We start from the raw sequence: 19329 nt of genomic DNA on the forward strand, positions 1-19329 counted from the left end.
CAAGCCCTTGCCGGTATCAGCACCGGGCCTAATTGTCTGTCAGATGCCTTGCCACCGGCTTCACATGCAGCGGTGAAATGGCTTGCAGGATGAAAGCCGACATTTACCATACTTTTTATGCCAGCTGTCTGACTTGCCCCATGAGCGGGCTTTCGTGATATTCTGGCCCGCAAAACCGATTCCCTGACCGAGGCCGACATGAAGCAATATCTGGATCTCCTGCGAGACATCCTCGAGAATGGCAATGAACGGTCTGACCGTACAGGCACAGGCACACGCGCGGTCTTTGGCCGCCAGATGCGGTTTGATCTGGCAGACGGCTTTCCGATGGTGACGACCAAGAAGCTGCACTTGCGCTCCATCATCATCGAGCTGCTGTGGTTCCTGAAAGGGGATACCAACATCAAATATCTGAAGGACAACAAGGTCTCGATCTGGGATGAATGGGCTGACGAGAAGGGCGACCTTGGCCCGGTCTATGGCAAGCAGTGGCGCAGCTGGGCCGCACCGGATGGCCGTGTGATTGACCAGATCCAGTGGGTCCTGGACGAAATCCGTACCAATCCGAATTCCCGCCGCCTGGTCGTATCGGCCTGGAACCCGGCCGATGTGAACGAAATGGCGCTGCCGCCATGCCACTGCCTGTTCCAGTTCAACGTCATGGACGGCAAGCTCAACTGCCAGCTCTACCAGCGCTCGGCCGACATCTTCCTCGGCGTGCCGTTCAATATTGCGTCCTATGCGCTGTTGACCATGATGATGGCCCGCGCGACCGGGCTGGAGCCGGGCGAGTTCGTACACACATTCGGTGATGCGCACCTCTATCTGAACCATGCCGAGCAGGCGGAACTGCAGCTCAGCCGGGAGCCTCGCCCCTTGCCCCGCATGGTGATGAATCCGGACAAGAGCGATCTGTTCGGCTGGGAATATGAAGACTTCACGGTTGAAGGCTATGACCCCCACGCCCATATCAAGGCCCCTGTGGCGGTCTGACGCCGCGTCCTAGCTGTCTTTCAGCGCCAACCAGGCCGACCAGGCATCCCCCGCATACATCAGCGATGGGCCACCCCCCATATAGACGGTCATGCCGAGGGTTTCGGCAACTTCCTCATCGCTTGCGCCGAGGCGCTTCAAGGCTTTTGTATGAAAGCCGATGCAGCCATCGCACTGTTTCGCAACACCGATGGCAAGCGCAATGAGTTCCTTGGTCTTGGTGTCCAGCGCACCGTCCGCAAGGGCGGCCTTGGCCATGGTGTTGAACTGGTTCAGCGTCTCTTTCGCGCCGGTGCCCCGAAGGCCTGAAATACCTTCACTTATGGCACCCGTGATCGCCGCATAATCCTTCTTGCCGTCTGCCATACTCAAGCCTCCTCTGATGATTGATCAGATGATCGCACAGATCAGGGCAAACAATAAGGATGTAACCGGATAGGCAGGCGTCAGGCCTCCGCAGGATCTGTCAGGCCAAGATCCTCACGCCGCCGGATGATGGCGGAGACGATCACCGCGCCGACCATCTTGCCGATGACGAACACGATCCAGTTCCACAAGTGCAGCGAATTGCCCGGCGCAGCGCCCAGCTCAATCTGTTTCGCCAGATCCGCGCCATAGAGAAAAACGGTCGTATCTACCGGCGCGGCGAGCGCGCTGGACAGAAGGATGCGCGTCGACAAGCGGTATTTCGAGAAGGTGAACAGCAGCCAGTCCACACCTTCGGAAATCGCAAAGGCGATGCCGCTGGCCAGCGCGATGACCGGCCACGCATAATAGAACGACCACGCAACGGCCATTGCCATAACCAGCAGGACGCGGTGGCCCATCTCTCGCTGGACAAAATCCCGGACGACAAAAACCATTCCGGTAACCATGGTCATGGGATGCAGTGAGACACCGCTGCCAAACATGCCCTGGCCTGTCGGCTGGACCACCTGGAATTCCGGAATGACGCCGAACGACCAGTTCAGAAAAGGTATCAGCGCAACATAGACCAGTGCCCACCCGCGCCCCTGCAACATCCAGATGGCCGTAAAGGTCAAAACCAGCGCGCCCAAAGCCAGCGGAAACTGACCCGGGTTTCCGTTTGTCAGAATATCGACCAGCTCACCCATCACGTGTTCCCCTGACAAGACTGTCTTTTTTGGCGGTAGAAATGTTGCATACCGGTTGCAATAAACCGCGAAACCCGGCTCAGCATATGCGAACAAAGTTGAAGGGAATGCATACCCTTCTTCACTGACGACGCAATAAGACTGGAAGTTATATGCCCGGTTCCGTAAAGCTTTGCCTGATTGCTGCGCGCGCGCGAAATGGCGTCATCGGGTCAGATGGTCAGCTGCCCTGGCGGCTGAAATCCGATCTCGCCTTCTTCAAAAAAATCACGCTTGGCTGCCCTATCCTGATGGGCCGCAAGACATGGGAAAGCCTGCCCTTCAAGCCCCTTAAAGGCCGCGAGAACATCGTAATGACCCGCGACTGGGCATATGCGGCTGAGGGCGCGCGCGTCTATTCCAGCTTTCCGGCGGCGGTGAACTCTGCCCGCGCGGTTGCGTCCCGCGACGGGGCGGACAAAGTGTTCCTGATTGGCGGTGAAGCGATCTACCGACTGGGCCTGCCTCTGGCAGACCGGCTGTACCTGACAGATGTCGAGGCAGAGCCTGAAGGTGATGCCCATTTCCCGCAGCTTGATCCTGATCAATGGGAAGAAACATCCGCTGAGCGTTTTGAAGCAGGTGATGGAAACGACTTTGCCTTCACGATCCGCCAGATGGACCGCGAACACGCCTACGCCTCACGCTAGGTCACGCATTGCTGCATTTTGTCGGCGAGCCTACCCTTCTGAAAAAGTTTCAGGAGGAGCCCCCATAATGGAATATGAAGTCGTCGCAAGCGGTCTGCGCTTTCCCGAAGGTCCTGTCGTCATGGAAGACGGCAGCATTATCGTGGTCGAGATCGAGAAGAAATGCATCACGCGCTGCTGGGGCGATGACAAGAAGGAAGTGATTGCGACACCCGGCGGCGGCCCGAACGGCCTCGCCATCGGACCCGATGGGGCTCTCTGGGTCTGCAATAATGGCGGCTTCATCTATCATGAAATGGATGGCCTGCTAATCCCGGGCAATTGCCCGGAGGATTATGATGGTGGCCGGATCGAACGGGTTGATCTCGCCACCGGCAAGGTCGAGCGCGTGCTGGACACGGTAGAAGGCCATTCGCTGAAAGGTCCGAACGATCTGGTCTTCGACAAGAACGGAAATCTCTACTTCACCGACCATGGCAAGACCTATAATCGGCATCGCGATTTTGGCGGCCTGTTCTACCTGGCCAAAGGCACATCAGAAGCCAAGGAACTGGACTTTCACTATACCAGCCCGAATGGCGTCGGCCTCTCACCTGACGAAAAGACCGTCTATATGGCCGACACGCTAACGGGGCGCATGTGGGCGTTCGACCTGGAGAGCCCTGGCGCCATCACACCCGCCTCTCCCTTCAATGGTGGGCGCGTTGTCGCGACGATGCCGGGCCTGCAATATTTTGACAGCCTGGCCATGACGGCTGCCGGCAATGTCTGCGTGGCGACCATTTTCAATGGCGGCATCACGACGATTACGCCCGAAGGCGCGCACAGCCACACCGCCTTCCCGGATCTGGTCGTCACCAATATCGCCTTTGGCGGCGAGGATATGTGCGATGCCTATCTGACGCTGTCCAGCACGGGGCATCTCGTGAAATGCCGCTGGCCGGAGCCGGGCCTGAAACTCAACTTCAACGCCTGATATCACGAAACGCTCAGTCCTCGAAAACGATTTCGGGGACTGGCTTTGAGACCAGCGAGTCCAGCTCCACGGCGACCCGGCGAGCAAGTTCGTGGAACAGCTCGCCTGCGGTGTCATCTGCAAGGGCCGCAGGCTTCCCACTGTCCCCGCCTTCACGGATGACTTGCAGCATGGGCACTTCGGCCAGCAATGGGAGGCCCAGAGCGGACGCCGTTGCCGCGCCGCCGCCCTGCCCCATCAGATAGTGGCGGTTGCCGGCGGGGTCTTCGAACCAACTCATCGTCTCAACCAGGCCTAATACCGGCACAGCCGTCTTTGTGAACATGGCCGCCCCGCGGCGAACATCTGCCAGGGCAACTTCCTGCGGCGTGGTGACAATCAGCGCCGCCGTCACGGGCACACGCTGGGCGATGGTTAGCTGCGCATCACCTGTGCCGGGCGGGGTATCAATGATCAGTACATCAAGCGGGTCTTCCGGTGTGCCCCAATCTGCATCATTCAGCATCTGCGTAATCGCCGACATCACAATCGGGCCGCGCCAGATCATTGGGGCATCGGGATCTGACAGATAGCCGATGGACAGCGTCTTCATGCCATGCGCCTCAACGGGCTGCAGGCGACCTGTCTTCGGGTCTGTTTCCGGCTCGGCGTCCTGAGTGCCCAGCATGGTGGGAATGGAAGGTCCATATATGTCTGCATCCATCAAGCCGACCTTCATGCCGACCCTGGCCATCGCAGCGGCCAGATTGACAGATACGGTCGATTTGCCGACCCCGCCCTTGGCACTCGCCACGATCAGAATGCGGGAAATACCCGGAATGGAGCTTTTTGCAGCATTCGCAGAGGGCGCGCCCTGTTGCATGGCCTCATCAGACAGCCGTGCACCCTTGCGCACGCGCTTTGGCGCGGGGGTCAGGCCGATCTGCTTGTCACCTGCAGGTGCAGGCGTACTCGCACGCTCTGCGGTGAGCACTGTGGTAACTGACTTCACCCCGGAAACCAGCTCTGCCTTGCCCTCTGCCTCAATGCGGCGCGCCTCGGCAGCTTCAGGCGCTGCAGGGTTAGCCAAAATGACCAGAATGGCCCGGCCATCCGCATCGACTGAAACCGATTCCAGCCAGACTGGCTGACCCAGGCTTTTCACCACCTTGTCAGCCAGTTTCCGCCGGGCTTTTTCCTTAGATCCAAACACCTTCTGCGACCCCATAGCTCTTGATGCCCATGAACAGGCATGCACTTATCATCAAAGCACCTATATAGAACCCATCCAAAGTAACACAGGGAGGGCACATGCCCTGGGATGACAAAACTAAATCCAGCGGCCCATGGGGCGGCGGGGACGGAGACAATGGCGGAGGCGGCAAGGATGGCGGCTCCCCCTGGAACCGTCCTGGTGGCTCCGGCAATGGGGGCGGCAAGGATCTGGAAGAACAGATGCGCCGCATGCAGGAGCGCTTCCGCAAGCGTGGGGGGGGCGGCGGTCGCCGAAGCGGCGGTGGAGGAGGCGGTGGTGCCAATTTCGGCCCGCTCGGCTTCCTCGTCATAGCTGGCATTGCCCTTCTGGCCTGGCTTTCCACCAGCGTCGTTATGGTAGACCCCGGCCAGCAGGCCTCAGTCTTCCGATTCGGCAAATGGCAGACAAATTTCGGACCCGGCCTGCACTTCCACCTGCCTGCCCCGTTTGAAGAGCACCAATTGGTCAATACCGAACGCCGCGAAGAAACCCGCATCGGCCAAACCATGGAAGAAAGCTTGATGCTGACGCAGGACGAGAACATCGTCGACATTCAGTTTTCGGTCTTCTGGAAAGTGAAATCCAACGCGCCGCAGAACTATATTCTCAACGTCAAGGACCCGCGCAAGGCGGTCGAGATGGTGTCTGAATCCGTGATGCGCGAAGTGGTTGGAAAATCACTGCTGCAGAACGTGATCACGACAGAACGTGACGTTGTGCAGCAGGAAGTAAAAGAGCAAACCCAGAGCCTTCTGGACTTCTACAATGCCGGCATCGACATTCTGAACGTGCAGATCGACAAATCTGATCCGCCGCAACAGGTGATTGAGGCCTTCAACGATGTGAACGTGGCCGAACAGGACGCCGAGACCAACATCAACCAGGCAACACAATACGCCAATGAAGTGGTGCCGCAGGCCCGTGGTACGGCGCAGCGCCTGCTACAGGAAGCTGAGGGTTATCGTGATCAGATCGTTGCCGATGCGCAGGGTGAGGCATCTCGCTTCGAGCAGATCTATGAAGAGTATCGCAAGGCACCGCGCGTGACGCGGGAACGCATGTACCTTGAAACTATGGAACGTGTGCTGGAGCGGTCAGACAAGCTGATCCTGGACAATGAGTCCGGTGCAGTTCCCTATCTTCCACTCGACTCCGTTCAATCCAGCAATCGCGGAGGGCAGAACTGATGCGTTCATTCGGATGGCTTACGCTAATCATTGCCGGGATCGTGATCCTGGTCGCCGTGAACTCGTTCTATGTTGTTCGTCAGGATGAGCAGGCCCTTGTCCTGCAGGTTGGCGAACCGAAAGAGGTCCGCAACGCGCCAGGCACGGATCAAGCCGGTCTTTATCTCAAGATTCCTGTGATCCAGCAGGTAGAGATTCTCGACAAGAAGAACCTTGGCCTCGATATCGAGAATATTGAGGTTCTTGCGTCTGACCAGCGCCGTCTGACGGTGGATGCCTTTGTCCGCTGGCGGATCAGTGACCCACTGAAATTCTATCAGCGCTTTCGGACAGAAACCGCGGCCAGCGCCCAGCTGATGCGGATTACCACCTCCACGATCCGCGAAGAGCTTGGTGACGTTCGGGTGCCGGAAATCATTTCCGGCCAACGCGCCCAGCTGATGGATCGTATCCGCGAGAAAGTGAATACCGGCCTCGTCGATGATGGCATCGACATCATTGATGTGCGCATACGTCAGGCTGACCTGCCGCATGAAGTGGCCGATGGCGTCTACAGCCGGATGCAGACGGCCCGTAAGCAGGAAGCTCAGCGTATCCGCGCCGAGGGCGAAGAGCGGGCCCGTTTGATCCGCGCCCAAGCGGAACGGGAAAAGACCGTTCTCGAAGCCCAGGCTCGTGAGCAGGCAGAAAAAATCCGCGGTGAAGGCGATGCCAAATCCACGGAGATCTACGCTCAGGCCTATAATCGCGATCCGGAATTCTTCCGTTTCCAGAGGGCCCTTATTGCCTGCGAGAAAGCCATCCAGAAAGGTACGCGCCTGGTGGTGGGGCCTAATGGGCTGGGCATTTGTGATGAGTTCATCAAAAGCGCCCGCGAGAATGGCGGTTAAGTCCGGAGCGGGCCAACCATGACCTTGAAATTGATCCTCATCGGGATCGGCTTCTGGTTCTTCTTTGAGGGGGCAATCTATGCGGTTGCCCCCGAATTCATGCGCCGGATGGCAGACTATCTGTCCCGCATGCCCGGCCGCGAGATTGCCCTGGCTGGCATAGGCTCGGCCGCAATCGGCGCAATCCTTATCGTCATTGCAGTTCGGTGGCTGTGAAGCGGTTGCAACACGCCCGCAAAGCGCCATAGTTTGTTACGACAATTCTATTACGCGCTTCGAAAGGAGGCTCGGCAGCCCATGCGAATACCGGCCCTTGCCGCCATTATCCTGATCTCTTCGGCAACCATGGCAATGCCTGTTGTCGCGCAAGAGAGCCTTTCAAAAGCTGTGGACGGTATTGACCAGAAGGTTCAGCCGCAGAGCTTTCGCGATCTGTCGCGCCGCCTGATGCCGGCTGTCGTCAACATTTCGACATCGCAAACCATCGCCCCAGAGGGCATGCCGACCTTTCCCGAAGGCTCCCCCATGGAGCGCTTCAATGAATTCTTCGGCCGGGACGAAGACGGCTTTCGCCGCGAAGGTTCGCTTGGCTCCGGCTTTGTAATTTCCGCGGACGGTTACATCATCACCAATAATCACGTGATTGAGAATGCCGACGAAATCGACGTCAATTTTGCCGATGGGCGTGTTTTGAAAGCTGATCTTGTCGGCCGTGACAAGGATACGGATCTGGCCGTTCTGAAGGTCAAATCCTCTACCCCCCTGCCCTTTGTCGATCTGGCAGACAGCGACAAGGCGGAAGTGGGGGATTGGGTGATTGCCATCGGCAACCCGTTTGGCTTTGGCGGCTCCGTGTCTGCCGGCATCATCTCTGCCCGTAACCGGGATCTGAATGCCGGACGCTCGGACGATTTCATTCAAACGGACGCTGCCATCAACCGGGGTAACTCCGGTGGGCCGCTGTTCAATCTGGGCGGCGAAGTGGTAGGAGTGAACACAGCGATCATCTCCCCCACGGGCGGTTCTGTCGGCATTGGCTTTTCCGTGCCTTCCAATCTGGTCAAGCGCATTTCTAACCAACTGATCAAGGAAGGCCGCGTACGCCGGGCCTGGCTGGGCGTCAATGTGCAGGATGCGGACGAAAACCTGGTCAAGGCCTACAAGGCGACTGGCAAGGGCGGCGTCATCATCACCCGCATCACCGATGAGGGCCCTGCCGCCAAGGCAGATATTGAAGTTGGTGATCTCGTGCTACGCTTTGGGGGAAAGCCTGTTACCAGTGTGCGTGAACTGACCCGCCTGATCAACGAAACCACTATCGGCAAGACAGTGCCTATCTCGCTGGTGCGTGATGGTAAGGCCCGCACCATCAATGTCACGCTGGGCGAACTTGAAGATGAAGAGACACCAGCCGAGACCAGTTCCGGGCTGGATACACCTGCCAGTTCAAATGATCTGGGCACTGACCTTTCCAGCCTGGATGATGATGTCCGTCGCCGCTATGGCATCCCGAAGGATGTCGAGGGCGTCGTGGTAACGACAGTGTCCGCGCGGGGGCGCTCTTTTGGCAAGCTGCGCAGAGGCGACGTTCTGGTCGAAGTCAATTTCGAGCGTGTTGCCACTGTGACGGATACGATCGAAAAAGTGGAGCAGGCCATGACGACGCCGCGCCAGCCCCTGCTGCTGCACGTGAAGCGCCGCGGCGATGCTGGCTGGTTCGATCAGTTCATCTCGATAGACCTCACTAATTCCTGATATTGCAAACCTCGAAAGAGGTGCATGCGGGCCGTCTACTGCTCGACGAACTCGTTTGCGGTGTATCCTTGGAAGAACAGTGCGGCGCGCAGATCGGTATGGGCAATCGCTGCATGGGCTTCAGACGCGACAATCGGCTTGGCTTTGTAGGCGATGCCGAGGCCCGCAGCCTTGATCATGGCGAGATCATTTGCGCCATCGCCCAGGGCGAGCGCATCCTCACGCCCAAGCCCGGCACCAGCTGCAAACTCATCCAGCGCGGATAGTTTCGCTTCCCGCCCAAGGATGGGATAGCCCACCTCTCCTGTCAGCGCGCTGCCATCATCTATAAGCGTGTTGCCCCTATGTGCAGAAAAACCGGAAGCATCAGCAACTCGCTGGGTGAAGAAGGTGAACCCGCCAGAAACGAGCACCGTCATGGCCCCATGCGTCTTCATCGTGTGCACCAGCGTCGTTGCGCCGGGGTTCAGCGTGATGCGTGCCTCATAGGCCTGCTGCAGGGCCGTGAGGGCAAGCCCCCTGAGCATGGCGACCCGTGTAGTCAGCGCTCCTTCAAAATCCAGCTCGCCACGCATGGCACGTTCCGTTATGGCAGAAACTTCCGCTTTCAGCCCGGCGAAATCCGCCAGCTCATCAAGGCATTCTTGGCCGATAATGGTGGAATCCATGTCCGAGATCAGAAGCCGCTTGCGGCGGTTGCCTGCGGGCACCAACGCGGCATCTATACCCTGCCCTGCCAGATTGGCTAGAATCTCCCCTTCAACCGCTGCATCTACAGACTCAAGCGGGATTTCTGCCCCGGCAATGTCTTCCATCTCGCCAAGCGAGCGCACAATATTCGGAGGGACTTCAAGGCCGGAGGCCCCTGCCGCTGCAGCCAGCATGACGCCAATCTCTTGCGGGGAGGCCTTGGCCGCGCCAACAAGTATCATCGAGGTTTCCAATTTCTCAGTCATTCCCGCCTCATCACGGGTTTCCTCTCCCATGACAAGCCCTTACGTCTAGTATCATGAAACCAGCCATCCTCATTCACGGCCCGACAGCCAGCGGAAAGACCGCCCTTGCCATCGAAGTGGCAAAGCGTCTGAGCGGTGAAGTCATCAATGCCGACTCGATGCAGGTCTACCAGGACCTGCAAGTCATTTCCGCCCGTCCAACAGAAGAAGAGATGGATGGGATCCAGCACCACCTGTTTGGTCATGTGGACGCTGCAGAGCGCTATTCCACAGGCGACTGGCTCGAAGAGGCGCGAGCGACCATTCGCAAGCTGGAATTGCAAGGCAAGCGAGTAATCCTGGTCGGCGGCACAGGCCTGTACCTGCTGGCACTGACGCAGGGCCTGTCCAACATACCCCCTGTTCCTGAAGAGGTGCGCGCCGATGTGCGCACGATTGCCGAAAAAGAGGGCGCAGAAGGTCTGCGTGAAAGACTGGCCCCTGTCGATGCCGAAACCGCCGACCGGCTCGGCACCGGAGACCGGCAGCGTCTGGCCAGGGCCTATGAAGTTTTCCTAGCAACCGGCAAACCGATTACAGAATTCCAGAAGGAACGCCAGCCGCCCGTCCTGCAGGATGGCGAATGGATCGGTTTTGCCCTGACCCCTCCCCGCGCAAAACTCTACCAGAAGATCGACCGTCGCTTTGAAGGCATGTTGATGCAGGGCGCAATGGAAGAGGCCAGAAACCTGATCGAACGCGGCCTTGACCCTGAGCTTCCTGCAATGAAAGCACATGGAATGCCGTGGCTTGCAGCCTTCGCTCGGGGCGAGATAACGGCAGAATTTGCCGCAGAAAACGCGAAACGCGACACAAGACGCTACGCAAAACGCCAATTCACGTGGATTGGTCGTCAATTTCCCTTCTGGCCGCGCATACCTTCACCCGATCAAGACGAGCGCATGAGGGTTATTCTTGCCCTCTACAGAGAGATTGACAGGCCCGTTGAGGCAGATTATTCCTAAGCCCCAACGTTGGAGGAAACGTTACGTGCGCATCGCAGAGGTACTCGTTATTAGGCACCCGTAGCTGGCTTCGAGAAAGCCAGTTGCGGGTGCGCGCACATAAGGGTCTCCACCGGGGGCCCTTTTTCTTTTCCGCTACAGACCAGAAATCGCCCCCAACAGAGACCAGAGACATGACCACACAGACACAGACCAAGCCCGAAGCTGACGCCCGCACCATGACTGGTGCAGAGATCGTCATTCAAGCCCTTCGCGAGCAAGGTGTGGAGGTCATGTTCGGCTACCCCGGCGGCGCGGTCCTACCGATTTATGATGCTCTTTATTCCGCAAAGGATATCCGCCACGTTCTGGTGCGCCACGAACAAGGCGCCGGCCACGCCGCTGAAGGCTATGCCCGTACCACCGGGAAGCCGGGCGTCTGTCTGGTGACGTCCGGACCGGGCGCAACCAATATGGTGACACCGATTGCCGACGCGATGCTAGATTCCATCCCCATGGTTGTCATCACCGGACAGGTGCCAACGCATCTGATCGGCACTGACGCTTTCCAGGAGTGCGATACAACCGGCATCACACGCGCCTGTTCAAAGCACAATTACCTTGTGACAGATGTCAACGAATTGGCTCACACGATTCATGAGGCCTTTCTGATCGCGCGGTCCGGCCGCCCTGGTCCTGTCGTAATCGATATTCCAAAGGATGTTCAGTTCGCAACCGGCACCTATGTCGGCAAGGAAGGCATTCACAAACCGACCTATCGCCCGCGGACTTCGCCCCACCCAGACGCGATTGCAGCCACAGTCGATCTGATGCTGCAGGCGCGCCGGCCTGTCTTCTATACAGGCGGCGGAGTGATCAATTCCGGTCCGGAAGCGTCCAGATTGCTGCGCGAACTGCAAGAATTGACCGGCTTTCCCGTTACCTCAACCCTGATGGGTCTGGGTGCGTTTCCGGCATCCCACCCCGACTGGCTGGGCATGGTGGGTATGCATGGCAGCTTCGAAGCAAATAATGCGATGCATGATTGCGACCTGATGCTGTGTGTCGGTGCGCGCTTTGATGACCGCGTGACAGGCCGCGTGGACGCGTTTTCTCCCACGTCCAAGAAGGTGCATATCGACATCGACCCCTCCTCCGTGAACAAGATTGTTCGGGTGGACATTCCGATTATATCTGACTGCACCGAGGCGCTGGCCGCAATCATCAAGGAGCTGAAAGCGCGCAAAGCAAAGCTGCAGGACATGTCGGGCTGGAAGCAGGAAATCGACATCTGGCGCGCGCGGCAATGCTTTGCCTATACGAACTCGGATGAGGTGATCAAACCGCAACATGCGGTCGAGCGCCTGTATGAGCTGACCAAGGATCGTGAGACCTACATCACGACCGAAGTGGGCCAGCACCAGATGTGGGCCGCGCAATTCTATCATTTTGAAGAGCCGCACCACTGGATGACGTCTGGGGGCCTCGGCACAATGGGCTACGGCTTGCCGGCTGCCGTCGGGGTCCAGGCTGCGCACCCGAACGGGCTCGTGATCGACATAGCCGGGGAGGCCTCCATCCAGATGGTGATGCAGGAATTCTCGACCGCCGTTCAACACAAACTGCCGGTGAAGGTGTTCATCCTGAACAATGAATGGATGGGCATGGTACGCCAGTGGCAGGAATTACTGCACGGTGAGCGCTATTCGCACTCCTATTCGGAGAGCCTGCCGGACTTCGTGAAACTTGCTGAAGCACTGGGCGGTCATGGCATCCGATGCGACAATCCAGCCGAACTCGACGACAAGATCCGCGAGATGATTGACCATCCGGGCCCGGTCCTGTTCGATTGCTGTGTGGAAAAGGCGGAAAATTGCCTGCCCATGATCCCGTCAGGCTCTGCACATAATGAGATGATCCTCGGCGAAATTATGGGTAACGAAATCGGAGAGGCTGGCAAGAAGCTGGTCTAGGGCACCAAAGAGTGCCGGTTGGGTATGGAAGTTGGGTAAGGACCATGATGGGCCTGGATAACATCTTCACGAGGCAGTACGCAGATCTCGGCCAGGTCTTTGCGACCATGTGCCTCGCGCCGGTTAGCCCCTTCCCCGTGCCCCGGAAACAGACACAGGCCATCCGCCGCCCATCCAGGCAGACGGCAAAACACCTTTCCCGCCAGCCAGTCCCTTCTATAGAAGGGAGCCAGGCAAGACAGGCACATACGGAGATACGCCCATGAGCGACGGATCAGCAGGCAGCCCACCGCAGGGTAATCCGAAATCGGCCTATTTCCTCTCTCATGCAGACGAGGAAATTGAACGCCGTACACTGGCCGTGATGGTAGACAACGAGCCGGGCGTTCTGGCCCGTGTCGTTGGTCTGTTTTCTGGCCGGGGCTACAACATCGACAGCCTGACTGTGGCCGAAGTTGATGCCAGCCAGCATCAATCCCGCATCACCATCGTCACCGAGGGCACGCCGCATATTCTGGAACAGATCGAGGCCCAGCTGCTACGTCTTGTTCCGGTGGGAGAAGTGATTGATATCACGAAGTCCAAACGCGGCATCGAGCGTGAACTGGCCCTCGTTAAAGTCGCTGGAAAAGGCGAAGCTCGGGTTGAAGCCCTGCGCATCTCTCAAATTTTCCGCGCAAATGTGATAGATACGACAAATGAGAGCTTCATTTTCGAGCTGACGGGCGCATCTGACAAGATTACGCAATTTGTTGACCTGATGCGTCCGCTTGGCCTCGTGGAAGTCAGCCGGACAGGTGTTCTGTCCATAAAGCGTGGGAAGGAGAAAGGATGAGACTCGCCTCCCTCTTCGCGATCAGTCTTGCGCTGACGGCCGGTGCCGCGAATGCTCTTGAAGAGCAGCCTGAAAGCTGCCGCCTGATAATGTCAGGCAATAGCGCAATGGCTGTGCCCTACAAGGGAGATGACGCAAAGCTGCAGTGCGACATTGACCGGGCACAGATGGTTTCTGCGCGAGCCCGTGATATTTTCGGTCCCTCGCCCTCCCCCATTATCACAATTGTCGACACTCAGTCCCCCAGCGGGACGGCTTATGTCTATGACATCTCGGACGCGGGTGGCACAATGATGCTGGATGCGCGTTCTGTTCCCGGTACTCGCGAGACCGCAAGTCCTGTTCCACCTTGCCGTCTGCAGATCCAGTTGCCGGACAATGTTGCCAACAAGGCGGCGCTGTCCCTGCTCTCTGCCGCAGAGCCGACCGTACCCGCCTATGGCACACGGCAGAAAATGATCGTCAACGCGGATGGGTCGCGCAGCTATGAGCTGCTGCTGTCCTCTCATGACATCATCACCCGTATCGAAACGGTTGAAGGCCCGCGGGACTTTTCGCGTCATGCCGACGCCACGGACAAAATTGCCGATCTCAATCGCAGCGTGATCGGCGTCGCCAATTTTTCAGATGGTTGGCTGTGCAACACCAACTGACTTGGAAAACTCCCCCCACAAATAATTTCTCTAGCGGAGCACTGATAGGCCCATGAAAATATATTACGAACAGGATGCGGATCTCTCCCTCATCCAGAGCAAGAAAGTCGCCGTCATCGGTTATGGCAGCCAGGGCCACGCCCACATTCTGAACATGCGCGACAGCGGTGTGAAGAATGTGAAAGTCGGCCTGTATGAAGGCTCCCCAAGCCGCAAGAAAGCTGAAGCCGAAGGTCTGGAAGTTGTCACGCCCACAGAAGCCGCTCAATGGGCCGACGTGATCATGATCCTGATCCCGGACGAAAAGCAGGCCGTTCTGTACGCCAACGAGATCGAACCGCACCTGCGCGCCGGTCAGCACCTTATGTTCGGTCATGGCTTCAATGTACACTACAACCTCATCCGCCCACGCGCCGATGTTGACGTGTCCCTGTCTGCCCCCAAAGGCCCTGGCCACACGCTGCGCGCGCAATATCAGATGGGCTTTGGCCTACCGGGCCTCGTCGCGATCCATCAGGATGCAACCGGCACCGCAAAAGAAGTTGCCCTGTCCTACTCCAAGGCCATCGGCAACACACGCGCCGGTGTGATCGAAACGTCCTTCCGTGAAGAGACTGAAACCGATCTTTTCGGCGAGCAGGCCGTTCTTTGCGGAGGCATCGTCGAATTGATCAAGGCCGGTTACGAGACGCTGGTCGAAGCAGGCTATGCCCCGGAAATGGCATACTTCGAGTGTCTGCACGAGACCAAGCTGATCGTCGACCTGATCTATGAAGGCGGCATCGCCAACATGAACTATTCGATCTCAAACACGGCCGAATATGGCGAATATGTTTCCGGCCCACGTGTCGTGAACTCCGAAGCCAAGGCAAACATGAAAAAGGTTCTGGAAGACATCCAGAACGGCACCTTCGCGCGTAACTGGGTTCTGGAAAATCAGGCTGGCGCACCGGGCTTCAACGCCATGCGTCAGCGCATGAACAGCCACCCGATTGAAGAAGTCGGTGAAAAACTGCGCGGCATGATGCACTGGGCCCAGAACGACCGTCTGGTCGACAAATCCCGTAACTAGTCACGCCTTTATTGTGATTCATGCGAAAGCCCCGGCCATAAGGTCCGGGGCTTTTTCATGAACATCAGCACACTTACTTATTATCGGCACGAACACCCGGCACCCTGTTCATGTCGACCTTGCCCTCTATGCCAGGCACACGAGCGGACATCGTATATTGCCAGATGTCGACCTGGCGATGATCGCGTGTTTCTGGAACTTCGTCTCCCAGCGCCCGCAGCCAGAGCGGATAGGTATCATACCGCCCAGCCAGCCAGTCTGCATGGAACTCCTTGGTCGTATACAGAACAGGGCGCATGCCATATTCCGCCTCGAGGCTGATCAGGAACTGGTCCAGATCCGCCAGGGTCTCCTGCGCTGAGCCATAGGGCTCGCAATTGTGCGCGTATTCAAGGTCCACGGCAGGCGGTAATGTGCCTTGTCTCACTTCCACGGTCTGGATGAAGTTCTGCGCCTGCTCATAGCCCGGTCGGCACAGACGATAGAAGTGATAGGCTCCAACCAGCCAGCCGCGTGCCTTAGCTTCACGCCAATGTGCCAGAAAGCGTGGGTCTTTCCAGTCGCCACCTTCCGTGGCCTTCAGATAGATGAAGTCAATCGGTGCCTCTTCCAACTGATTCCAGTCGATCCGGCCATTGTGGTGGGACAGATCCACCCCGACATAACCTGGCCGCAAGACAGCAGACGGCGCGCCCGATAAGCTGGCGGAGCGCTCGCAGCCCATCAAGGCGAGCGACAGACAAAGGAGAAGGCAAATCCACTTCATCCCTTGTTTCAACACTGAAATATGGCATGGACGCGAGCAGAAATTGCCCGAAACTTGCACCATATCATAAGCATACACGCCTACTTCAGTTGGCAGCGTGCAATAAAAACAATGAAATCAAGTGCCTGACCTGTCACACTGTGGAATGATGCAGTATGCTGGTGGTTCGGGCCGAGACAAGAAAAGACCGTGTGATGGCTAAAATCGAGAAAGACCGGGCTGAGAACAGCCGTCAGATGCGTTCTGGAGAGGGCAGCTTCATAGCCGCTGGATGTCATCTGCAAGGAGATTTCACATTCTCCGGTCCTCTGACCGTCGCTGGCAGTCTGAAAGGGCGGATCAAATCCGATGGTATGGTGATCGTCGAAACGCAGGGCATGATTGATGGCATTCTGGATGCGGCCATCATCATCGTACACGGCAAACTGAACGGCAGTGCACTGGCGACAGACTCCATGGAAATCTGGGCAGGCTCGGATGTACGCGGCAATGTTCACACACGCAGTATCCGCGTTGATGAAGGGTCCCTGCTAACAGCTGACCTTACAATCTCTGAAGTCCTACCGGAGCAACGTCTGGATCTGTCACAAGAGGCAAGTTCTACTGAAGAGCAGACCCCAGTGCCACCCGCAGTACCTCAACGTTCCTCCAGCCCTCTGCCAGGCTCCAACCTCGCCCGAAGATTGGCCGCAATGAACGAAAATCAGTAGCGGGATTTTGCATCCTTCAGGCGCTGCCAAGTATCATCGTCAGGCTGATACGCGCCAAGGCCTGTGAGCCGGTCGCAAGCCCACTCATAATCCCGATCGCACGCATCCTGCAGCAGACGCTGGCCTTTGGCGACATTCTTGCTGCCGCCCTGCCCCGTATAGAGCATGTTGCCGTAGGCGGCACAGCCACTCAGTTCGCCATAATCGCAGGATTTTTCGTAAAGAACACGCGCCTTGACCGGGTCAGCATCAACACCGCGGCCATGTGTGGTGAGATAGGCCAGCCCGGCACACCCTTCGCCATTCTTGCCATTACACGATTTACGATAGGCTTCTGCGGCTTTCTCATAATCTTGCAGGCCGCCCATGCCCCGGCGATACATATCTCCAAGACGGAAGCAGGCATCATAGTCGCGGCTGGCACACGCCGTGAGAGCGTCGCTGCGCGCGGCTCGATTGCCCTCCAGGCTAGACCTCGCCTCTTCCAGTGCAATCTCTGCCTGGGTTCTTTTTACGTCTCCATACTGCGCCGTGGCTGGCAAAGCTGCAACAGCCAGAACCAGAATGGATAATGCTGTTGCTGCGATACGCATGGGTCATCTCCCTCAATATGCTTCTGATATAAGTGGCGCGCTATGCCCCGTCCATGCAACAGCCGACTTACCTTTCAGTAAGGTGAAACTTGCGGGCCTGCCGACTGAAGGGCACACTCGGATTATTCAGCTGAACCAACAGTGAAGGGGATGGAGATGGCACAGGAAGACCAAAAACCGATCGGATCAGGCTTTCACGCCAAGTCGACGGCCAGTGAGGTTCTTGAGAACATTGATCTTTCAGAGAAGAATGCCATCGTCACCGGCGGTTATTCAGGCATCGGCCTGGAAACAGTGAGAGCTTTGGCAGCCGCGGGCGCGCGTGTGACAGTACCTGCCCGCCGGATGGATGCTGCAGAACAGGCGCTCGCGGACATTGCCGGTAATGTTGAAATTGCCGCGATGGACCTTGAAGACATTTCCAGTGTCAACAAATTCGCCGCCGACTATGAAGAGACGGGGCGCTCCCTCGATATTCTCATCAATAATGCCGGCATCATGGCCTGCCCTGAGGCCCGGGTCGGCCCTGGCTGGGAACGGCAGTTCGGCGTGAACCATCTGGCGCACATGAAACTGAGCATGGCACTTGCTCCTGCCCTTGAGCGCGCCGAAGCGGCACGACTGGTAGCCCTCTCCTCGACGGCACATGTTCGCTCGGATGTCATCTGGGACGACCCGAATTACAATTCTCATCCTTATGACAAATGGGAAGCATACGGGCAGTCAAAGTCTGCATGCGCCCTGTTTGCCCTGGGCGTTGATCGACGTGGTCGCGACATTGGTATTCGCGCATTCTCCGTCCACCCCGGCGGGATTTTCACGCCCCTGCAACGCCATCTCAGCGATGAGGAAATGGCGGCGCTTGGCTGGAAAAATTCTGACGGTACTATCCCACCGCAAGTGCAGGCCATATTCAAGACGCCCGAACAAGGCGCCTCAACCAGCGTATGGGTGGCCACCTCCCCCAAGCTGGAAGGCAAAGGCGGCGTCTATTGCGAAGATTGCGACATCGCGCAACTGGCAACAGAGGACAGTCAGCGGTGGGAGCATGCACGCCCCTGGATCTGTGATGATGAAAAAGCCGAGCGTCTCTGGGAGATGAGCGAAAAAATGCTGCAGAGCCTTTAAGGCGCTGAAAACGGGAATTGAAACGATGAAGCAGATCACCTTTCTGGCCTTCTCTGCCACACTGCTAGCAGGATGCGCGCATAATGCAGCCACTCAAGATTCCATAGCCATGGAAACGGTGACGCCTGCCTACGATTATTCGTCCGTCTTTGTGAAGGATGATCGTCCGGAAGGCGACTATGAACAATACGAGATCCGAAAATCGCTTGAAGTTCTGGAATTTACGGGCGTGCAGCCTGGCATGACGGTAGTAGACCTTGAAGCAGGTGGAGGCGTGTATACGGAGCTTTTCTCACGCGTTGTTGGTGAAGAGGGCCGCGTCTTTCTCCAGAATCCACCCGCCTTTGATGTCTTCCTGGGCGACTCTGTGGAAAAGCGCATGGATGGGCGTCTGATGAATGTCACCCACATCAAAGTGCCGTTTGATGATCTTGAACCTGTCGGTGACCAGCAGGCAGACCTTGTTACCTGGCTGCTAGGGCCACATGAGCTCTGGTACACGCCGGAAGGCATGCAGCCGGGAGACTTGGGCGATCCTATCACAGCCTTTTCTGAAATTTCCCGTGTGCTCAAACCTGGCGGACACTTTGTGGTGATCGACCACAATGCCCCCGACGGTGCCCCAGCGACGACTGGCGGTGAAACGCACCGCCTGGCCAAGGAGATCCTCGTTCAAATGGCAGAAGACACTGGCCTCGAACTGGTTGAGGAAAGTGACATGCTGGCCAATCCTGCGGATGATCGGACCCTGAACGTGTTCGATCCTGCCATCCGCCGACACACTGACCGCTATGTGCTGAAATTCGAAAAGCCCTGACAAG

General features: G+C 57.6%; 21 protein-coding genes. 15 read left to right on the forward strand and 6 right to left on the reverse strand.

Features of this window, described 5'->3' with window-relative positions; translation table 11 throughout:
- Positions 1 to 198 precede the first annotated feature (198 nt).
- Positions 199 to 993 carry a thymidylate synthase gene (locus tag HY2_RS00180; protein WP_034823507.1) on the forward strand — a complete coding sequence of 265 codons (795 nt, stop codon included), beginning with the start codon at positions 199 to 201 and terminating at the stop codon, positions 991 to 993.
- 9 nt (positions 994 to 1002) lie between these two features.
- Here the strand turns inward: HY2_RS00180 and HY2_RS00185 are convergent, their stop codons facing one another.
- Entirely contained in the window at positions 1003 to 1359 is a 357-nt protein-coding gene (locus HY2_RS00185) for a carboxymuconolactone decarboxylase family protein (protein WP_034823508.1), read from the reverse strand.
- A gap of 80 nt (positions 1360 to 1439) precedes the next feature.
- A complete protein-coding gene (locus HY2_RS00190) occupies positions 1440 to 2108 on the reverse strand; it encodes a hypothetical protein (protein ID WP_034823510.1) in 669 nt (222 codons plus the stop codon).
- A gap of 152 nt (positions 2109 to 2260) precedes the next feature.
- Here HY2_RS00190 and HY2_RS00195 point away from each other — a divergent pair, with 152 nt between their 5' ends.
- Positions 2261 to 2797 (forward strand): dihydrofolate reductase, encoded by a 537-nt coding sequence (locus HY2_RS00195; RefSeq protein ID WP_034823512.1) that lies wholly within the window; start codon positions 2261 to 2263, stop codon positions 2795 to 2797.
- 67 nt (positions 2798 to 2864) lie between these two features.
- Positions 2865 to 3773: an SMP-30/gluconolactonase/LRE family protein gene (locus HY2_RS00200; protein ID WP_034823514.1), complete on the forward strand. Its 909-nt coding sequence runs from the start codon at positions 2865 to 2867 to the stop codon at positions 3771 to 3773.
- Positions 3774 to 3786: 13 nt separating this feature from the next.
- On the opposite strand, the gene HY2_RS00205 is transcribed toward HY2_RS00200, so the two are convergent.
- Positions 3787 to 4965, reverse strand: a complete 1179-nt coding sequence (locus HY2_RS00205) for an Mrp/NBP35 family ATP-binding protein (RefSeq protein WP_034823767.1) — start codon at positions 4963 to 4965, stop codon at positions 3787 to 3789.
- 98 nt (positions 4966 to 5063) lie between these two features.
- Here HY2_RS00205 and hflK point away from each other — a divergent pair, with 98 nt between their 5' ends.
- The 4 genes from hflK to HY2_RS00225 all read left to right on the forward strand — a co-directional run bounded on the left by hflK (position 5064) and on the right by HY2_RS00225 (position 8839).
- A complete protein-coding gene (hflK, locus tag HY2_RS00210; RefSeq protein ID WP_034823516.1) occupies positions 5064 to 6194 on the forward strand; it encodes an FtsH protease activity modulator HflK in 1131 nt (376 codons plus the stop codon).
- On the forward strand, positions 6194 to 7084 hold the full coding sequence (gene hflC / locus HY2_RS00215; protein ID WP_034823518.1) for a protease modulator HflC: 891 nt from the start codon (positions 6194 to 6196) through the stop codon (positions 7082 to 7084). The genes hflK and hflC overlap by 1 nt, the downstream gene beginning before the upstream one ends.
- 18 nt (positions 7085 to 7102) lie before the next feature.
- Complete coding sequence (locus HY2_RS00220) at positions 7103 to 7300, forward strand: DUF2065 domain-containing protein (protein ID WP_034823520.1); 198 nt, start codon at positions 7103 to 7105, stop codon at positions 7298 to 7300.
- Positions 7301 to 7381: 81 nt separating this feature from the next.
- A complete protein-coding gene (locus HY2_RS00225) occupies positions 7382 to 8839 on the forward strand; it encodes a Do family serine endopeptidase (RefSeq protein ID WP_034823521.1) in 1458 nt (485 codons plus the stop codon).
- A 35-nt stretch (positions 8840 to 8874) separates the two neighbouring features.
- Here HY2_RS00225 and serB read toward each other — a convergent pair whose 3' ends face one another.
- Entirely contained in the window at positions 8875 to 9795 is a 921-nt protein-coding gene (gene serB / locus HY2_RS00230) for a phosphoserine phosphatase SerB (RefSeq protein ID WP_233346092.1), read from the reverse strand.
- A gap of 53 nt (positions 9796 to 9848) precedes the next feature.
- Between serB and miaA the strand changes: the two genes are divergently transcribed.
- The 5 genes from miaA to ilvC all read left to right on the forward strand — a co-directional run bounded on the left by miaA (position 9849) and on the right by ilvC (position 15311).
- Positions 9849 to 10799 (forward strand): tRNA (adenosine(37)-N6)-dimethylallyltransferase MiaA, encoded by a 951-nt coding sequence (miaA, locus tag HY2_RS00235; protein WP_034823523.1) that lies wholly within the window; start codon positions 9849 to 9851, stop codon positions 10797 to 10799.
- 173 nt (positions 10800 to 10972) lie between these two features.
- The gene (locus HY2_RS00240; protein WP_034823525.1) at positions 10973 to 12751 is read left to right on the forward strand and encodes an acetolactate synthase 3 large subunit; all 1779 of its coding nucleotides are present in this window, start codon (positions 10973 to 10975) and stop codon (positions 12749 to 12751) included.
- 262 nt (positions 12752 to 13013) lie between these two features.
- A complete protein-coding gene (gene ilvN / locus HY2_RS00250) occupies positions 13014 to 13586 on the forward strand; it encodes an acetolactate synthase small subunit (protein WP_034823529.1) in 573 nt (190 codons plus the stop codon).
- A complete protein-coding gene (locus HY2_RS00255; protein WP_034823531.1) occupies positions 13583 to 14239 on the forward strand; it encodes a hypothetical protein in 657 nt (218 codons plus the stop codon). The genes ilvN and HY2_RS00255 overlap by 4 nt, the downstream gene beginning before the upstream one ends.
- A gap of 52 nt (positions 14240 to 14291) precedes the next feature.
- Entirely contained in the window at positions 14292 to 15311 is a 1020-nt protein-coding gene (ilvC, locus tag HY2_RS00260; protein ID WP_034823533.1) for a ketol-acid reductoisomerase, read from the forward strand.
- A gap of 73 nt (positions 15312 to 15384) precedes the next feature.
- Here the strand turns inward: ilvC and HY2_RS00265 are convergent, their stop codons facing one another.
- Positions 15385 to 15966 carry a GH25 family lysozyme gene (locus tag HY2_RS00265; RefSeq protein ID WP_162173269.1) on the reverse strand — a complete coding sequence of 194 codons (582 nt, stop codon included), beginning with the start codon at positions 15964 to 15966 and terminating at the stop codon, positions 15385 to 15387.
- 266 nt (positions 15967 to 16232) lie between these two features.
- Between HY2_RS00265 and HY2_RS00270 the strand changes: the two genes are divergently transcribed.
- Positions 16233 to 16787, forward strand: a complete 555-nt coding sequence (locus HY2_RS00270) for a bactofilin family protein (protein ID WP_034823535.1) — start codon at positions 16233 to 16235, stop codon at positions 16785 to 16787.
- Here HY2_RS00270 and HY2_RS16505 read toward each other — a convergent pair.
- Positions 16781 to 17380 (reverse strand): tetratricopeptide repeat protein, encoded by a 600-nt coding sequence (locus HY2_RS16505; RefSeq protein ID WP_051594560.1) that lies wholly within the window; start codon positions 17378 to 17380, stop codon positions 16781 to 16783. The genes HY2_RS00270 and HY2_RS16505 overlap by 7 nt on opposite strands.
- Before the next feature lie 156 nt (positions 17381 to 17536).
- On the opposite strand from HY2_RS16505, the gene HY2_RS00280 reads away from it, so the two are divergent.
- The gene (locus tag HY2_RS00280) at positions 17537 to 18508 is read left to right on the forward strand and encodes an oxidoreductase (RefSeq protein WP_034823775.1); all 972 of its coding nucleotides are present in this window, start codon (positions 17537 to 17539) and stop codon (positions 18506 to 18508) included.
- 25 nt (positions 18509 to 18533) lie between these two features.
- Positions 18534 to 19325, forward strand: a complete 792-nt coding sequence (locus HY2_RS00285) for a class I SAM-dependent methyltransferase (protein ID WP_051594561.1) — start codon at positions 18534 to 18536, stop codon at positions 19323 to 19325.
- Positions 19326 to 19329: the final 4 nt, after the last annotated feature.

This window comes from Hyphomonas pacifica (assembly GCF_000682675.1).
In the GTDB taxonomy this organism is placed as follows: Bacteria; Pseudomonadota; Alphaproteobacteria; order Caulobacterales; family Hyphomonadaceae; genus Hyphomonas; species Hyphomonas pacifica.

What these genes read in the sequence shown, in the direction of transcription:
- HY2_RS00220 (WP_034823520.1), top strand. Translation starts at nt 7,103, where the DNA reads ATGACCTTGAAATTGATCCTCATCGGGATCGGCTTCTGGTTCTTCTTT.
- hflC (WP_034823518.1), top strand. Translation starts at nt 6,194, where the DNA reads ATGCGTTCATTCGGATGGCTTACGCTAATCATTGCCGGGATCGTGATC.
- HY2_RS00195 (WP_034823512.1), top strand. Translation starts at nt 2,261, where the DNA reads ATGCCCGGTTCCGTAAAGCTTTGCCTGATTGCTGCGCGCGCGCGAAAT.
- HY2_RS00270 (WP_034823535.1), top strand. Translation starts at nt 16,233, where the DNA reads ATGCTGGTGGTTCGGGCCGAGACAAGAAAAGACCGTGTGATGGCTAAA.
- HY2_RS00200 (WP_034823514.1), top strand. Translation starts at nt 2,865, where the DNA reads ATGGAATATGAAGTCGTCGCAAGCGGTCTGCGCTTTCCCGAAGGTCCT.
- HY2_RS00185 (WP_034823508.1), bottom strand. Translation starts at nt 1,359, where the DNA reads ATGGCAGACGGCAAGAAGGATTATGCGGCGATCACGGGTGCCATAAGT.
- serB (WP_233346092.1), bottom strand. Translation starts at nt 9,795, where the DNA reads ATGACTGAGAAATTGGAAACCTCGATGATACTTGTTGGCGCGGCCAAG.
- ilvC (WP_034823533.1), top strand. Translation starts at nt 14,292, where the DNA reads ATGAAAATATATTACGAACAGGATGCGGATCTCTCCCTCATCCAGAGC.
- HY2_RS00225 (WP_034823521.1), top strand. Translation starts at nt 7,382, where the DNA reads ATGCGAATACCGGCCCTTGCCGCCATTATCCTGATCTCTTCGGCAACC.
- HY2_RS00285 (WP_051594561.1), top strand. Translation starts at nt 18,534, where the DNA reads ATGAAGCAGATCACCTTTCTGGCCTTCTCTGCCACACTGCTAGCAGGA.
- HY2_RS00240 (WP_034823525.1), top strand. Translation starts at nt 10,973, where the DNA reads ATGACCACACAGACACAGACCAAGCCCGAAGCTGACGCCCGCACCATG.
- HY2_RS00180 (WP_034823507.1), top strand. Translation starts at nt 199, where the DNA reads ATGAAGCAATATCTGGATCTCCTGCGAGACATCCTCGAGAATGGCAAT.
- HY2_RS00190 (WP_034823510.1), bottom strand. Translation starts at nt 2,108, where the DNA reads ATGGGTGAGCTGGTCGATATTCTGACAAACGGAAACCCGGGTCAGTTT.
- hflK (WP_034823516.1), top strand. Translation starts at nt 5,064, where the DNA reads ATGCCCTGGGATGACAAAACTAAATCCAGCGGCCCATGGGGCGGCGGG.
- HY2_RS16505 (WP_051594560.1), bottom strand. Translation starts at nt 17,380, where the DNA reads ATGCGTATCGCAGCAACAGCATTATCCATTCTGGTTCTGGCTGTTGCA.
- HY2_RS00255 (WP_034823531.1), top strand. Translation starts at nt 13,583, where the DNA reads ATGAGACTCGCCTCCCTCTTCGCGATCAGTCTTGCGCTGACGGCCGGT.
- ilvN (WP_034823529.1), top strand. Translation starts at nt 13,014, where the DNA reads ATGAGCGACGGATCAGCAGGCAGCCCACCGCAGGGTAATCCGAAATCG.
- HY2_RS00280 (WP_034823775.1), top strand. Translation starts at nt 17,537, where the DNA reads ATGGCACAGGAAGACCAAAAACCGATCGGATCAGGCTTTCACGCCAAG.
- miaA (WP_034823523.1), top strand. Translation starts at nt 9,849, where the DNA reads ATGAAACCAGCCATCCTCATTCACGGCCCGACAGCCAGCGGAAAGACC.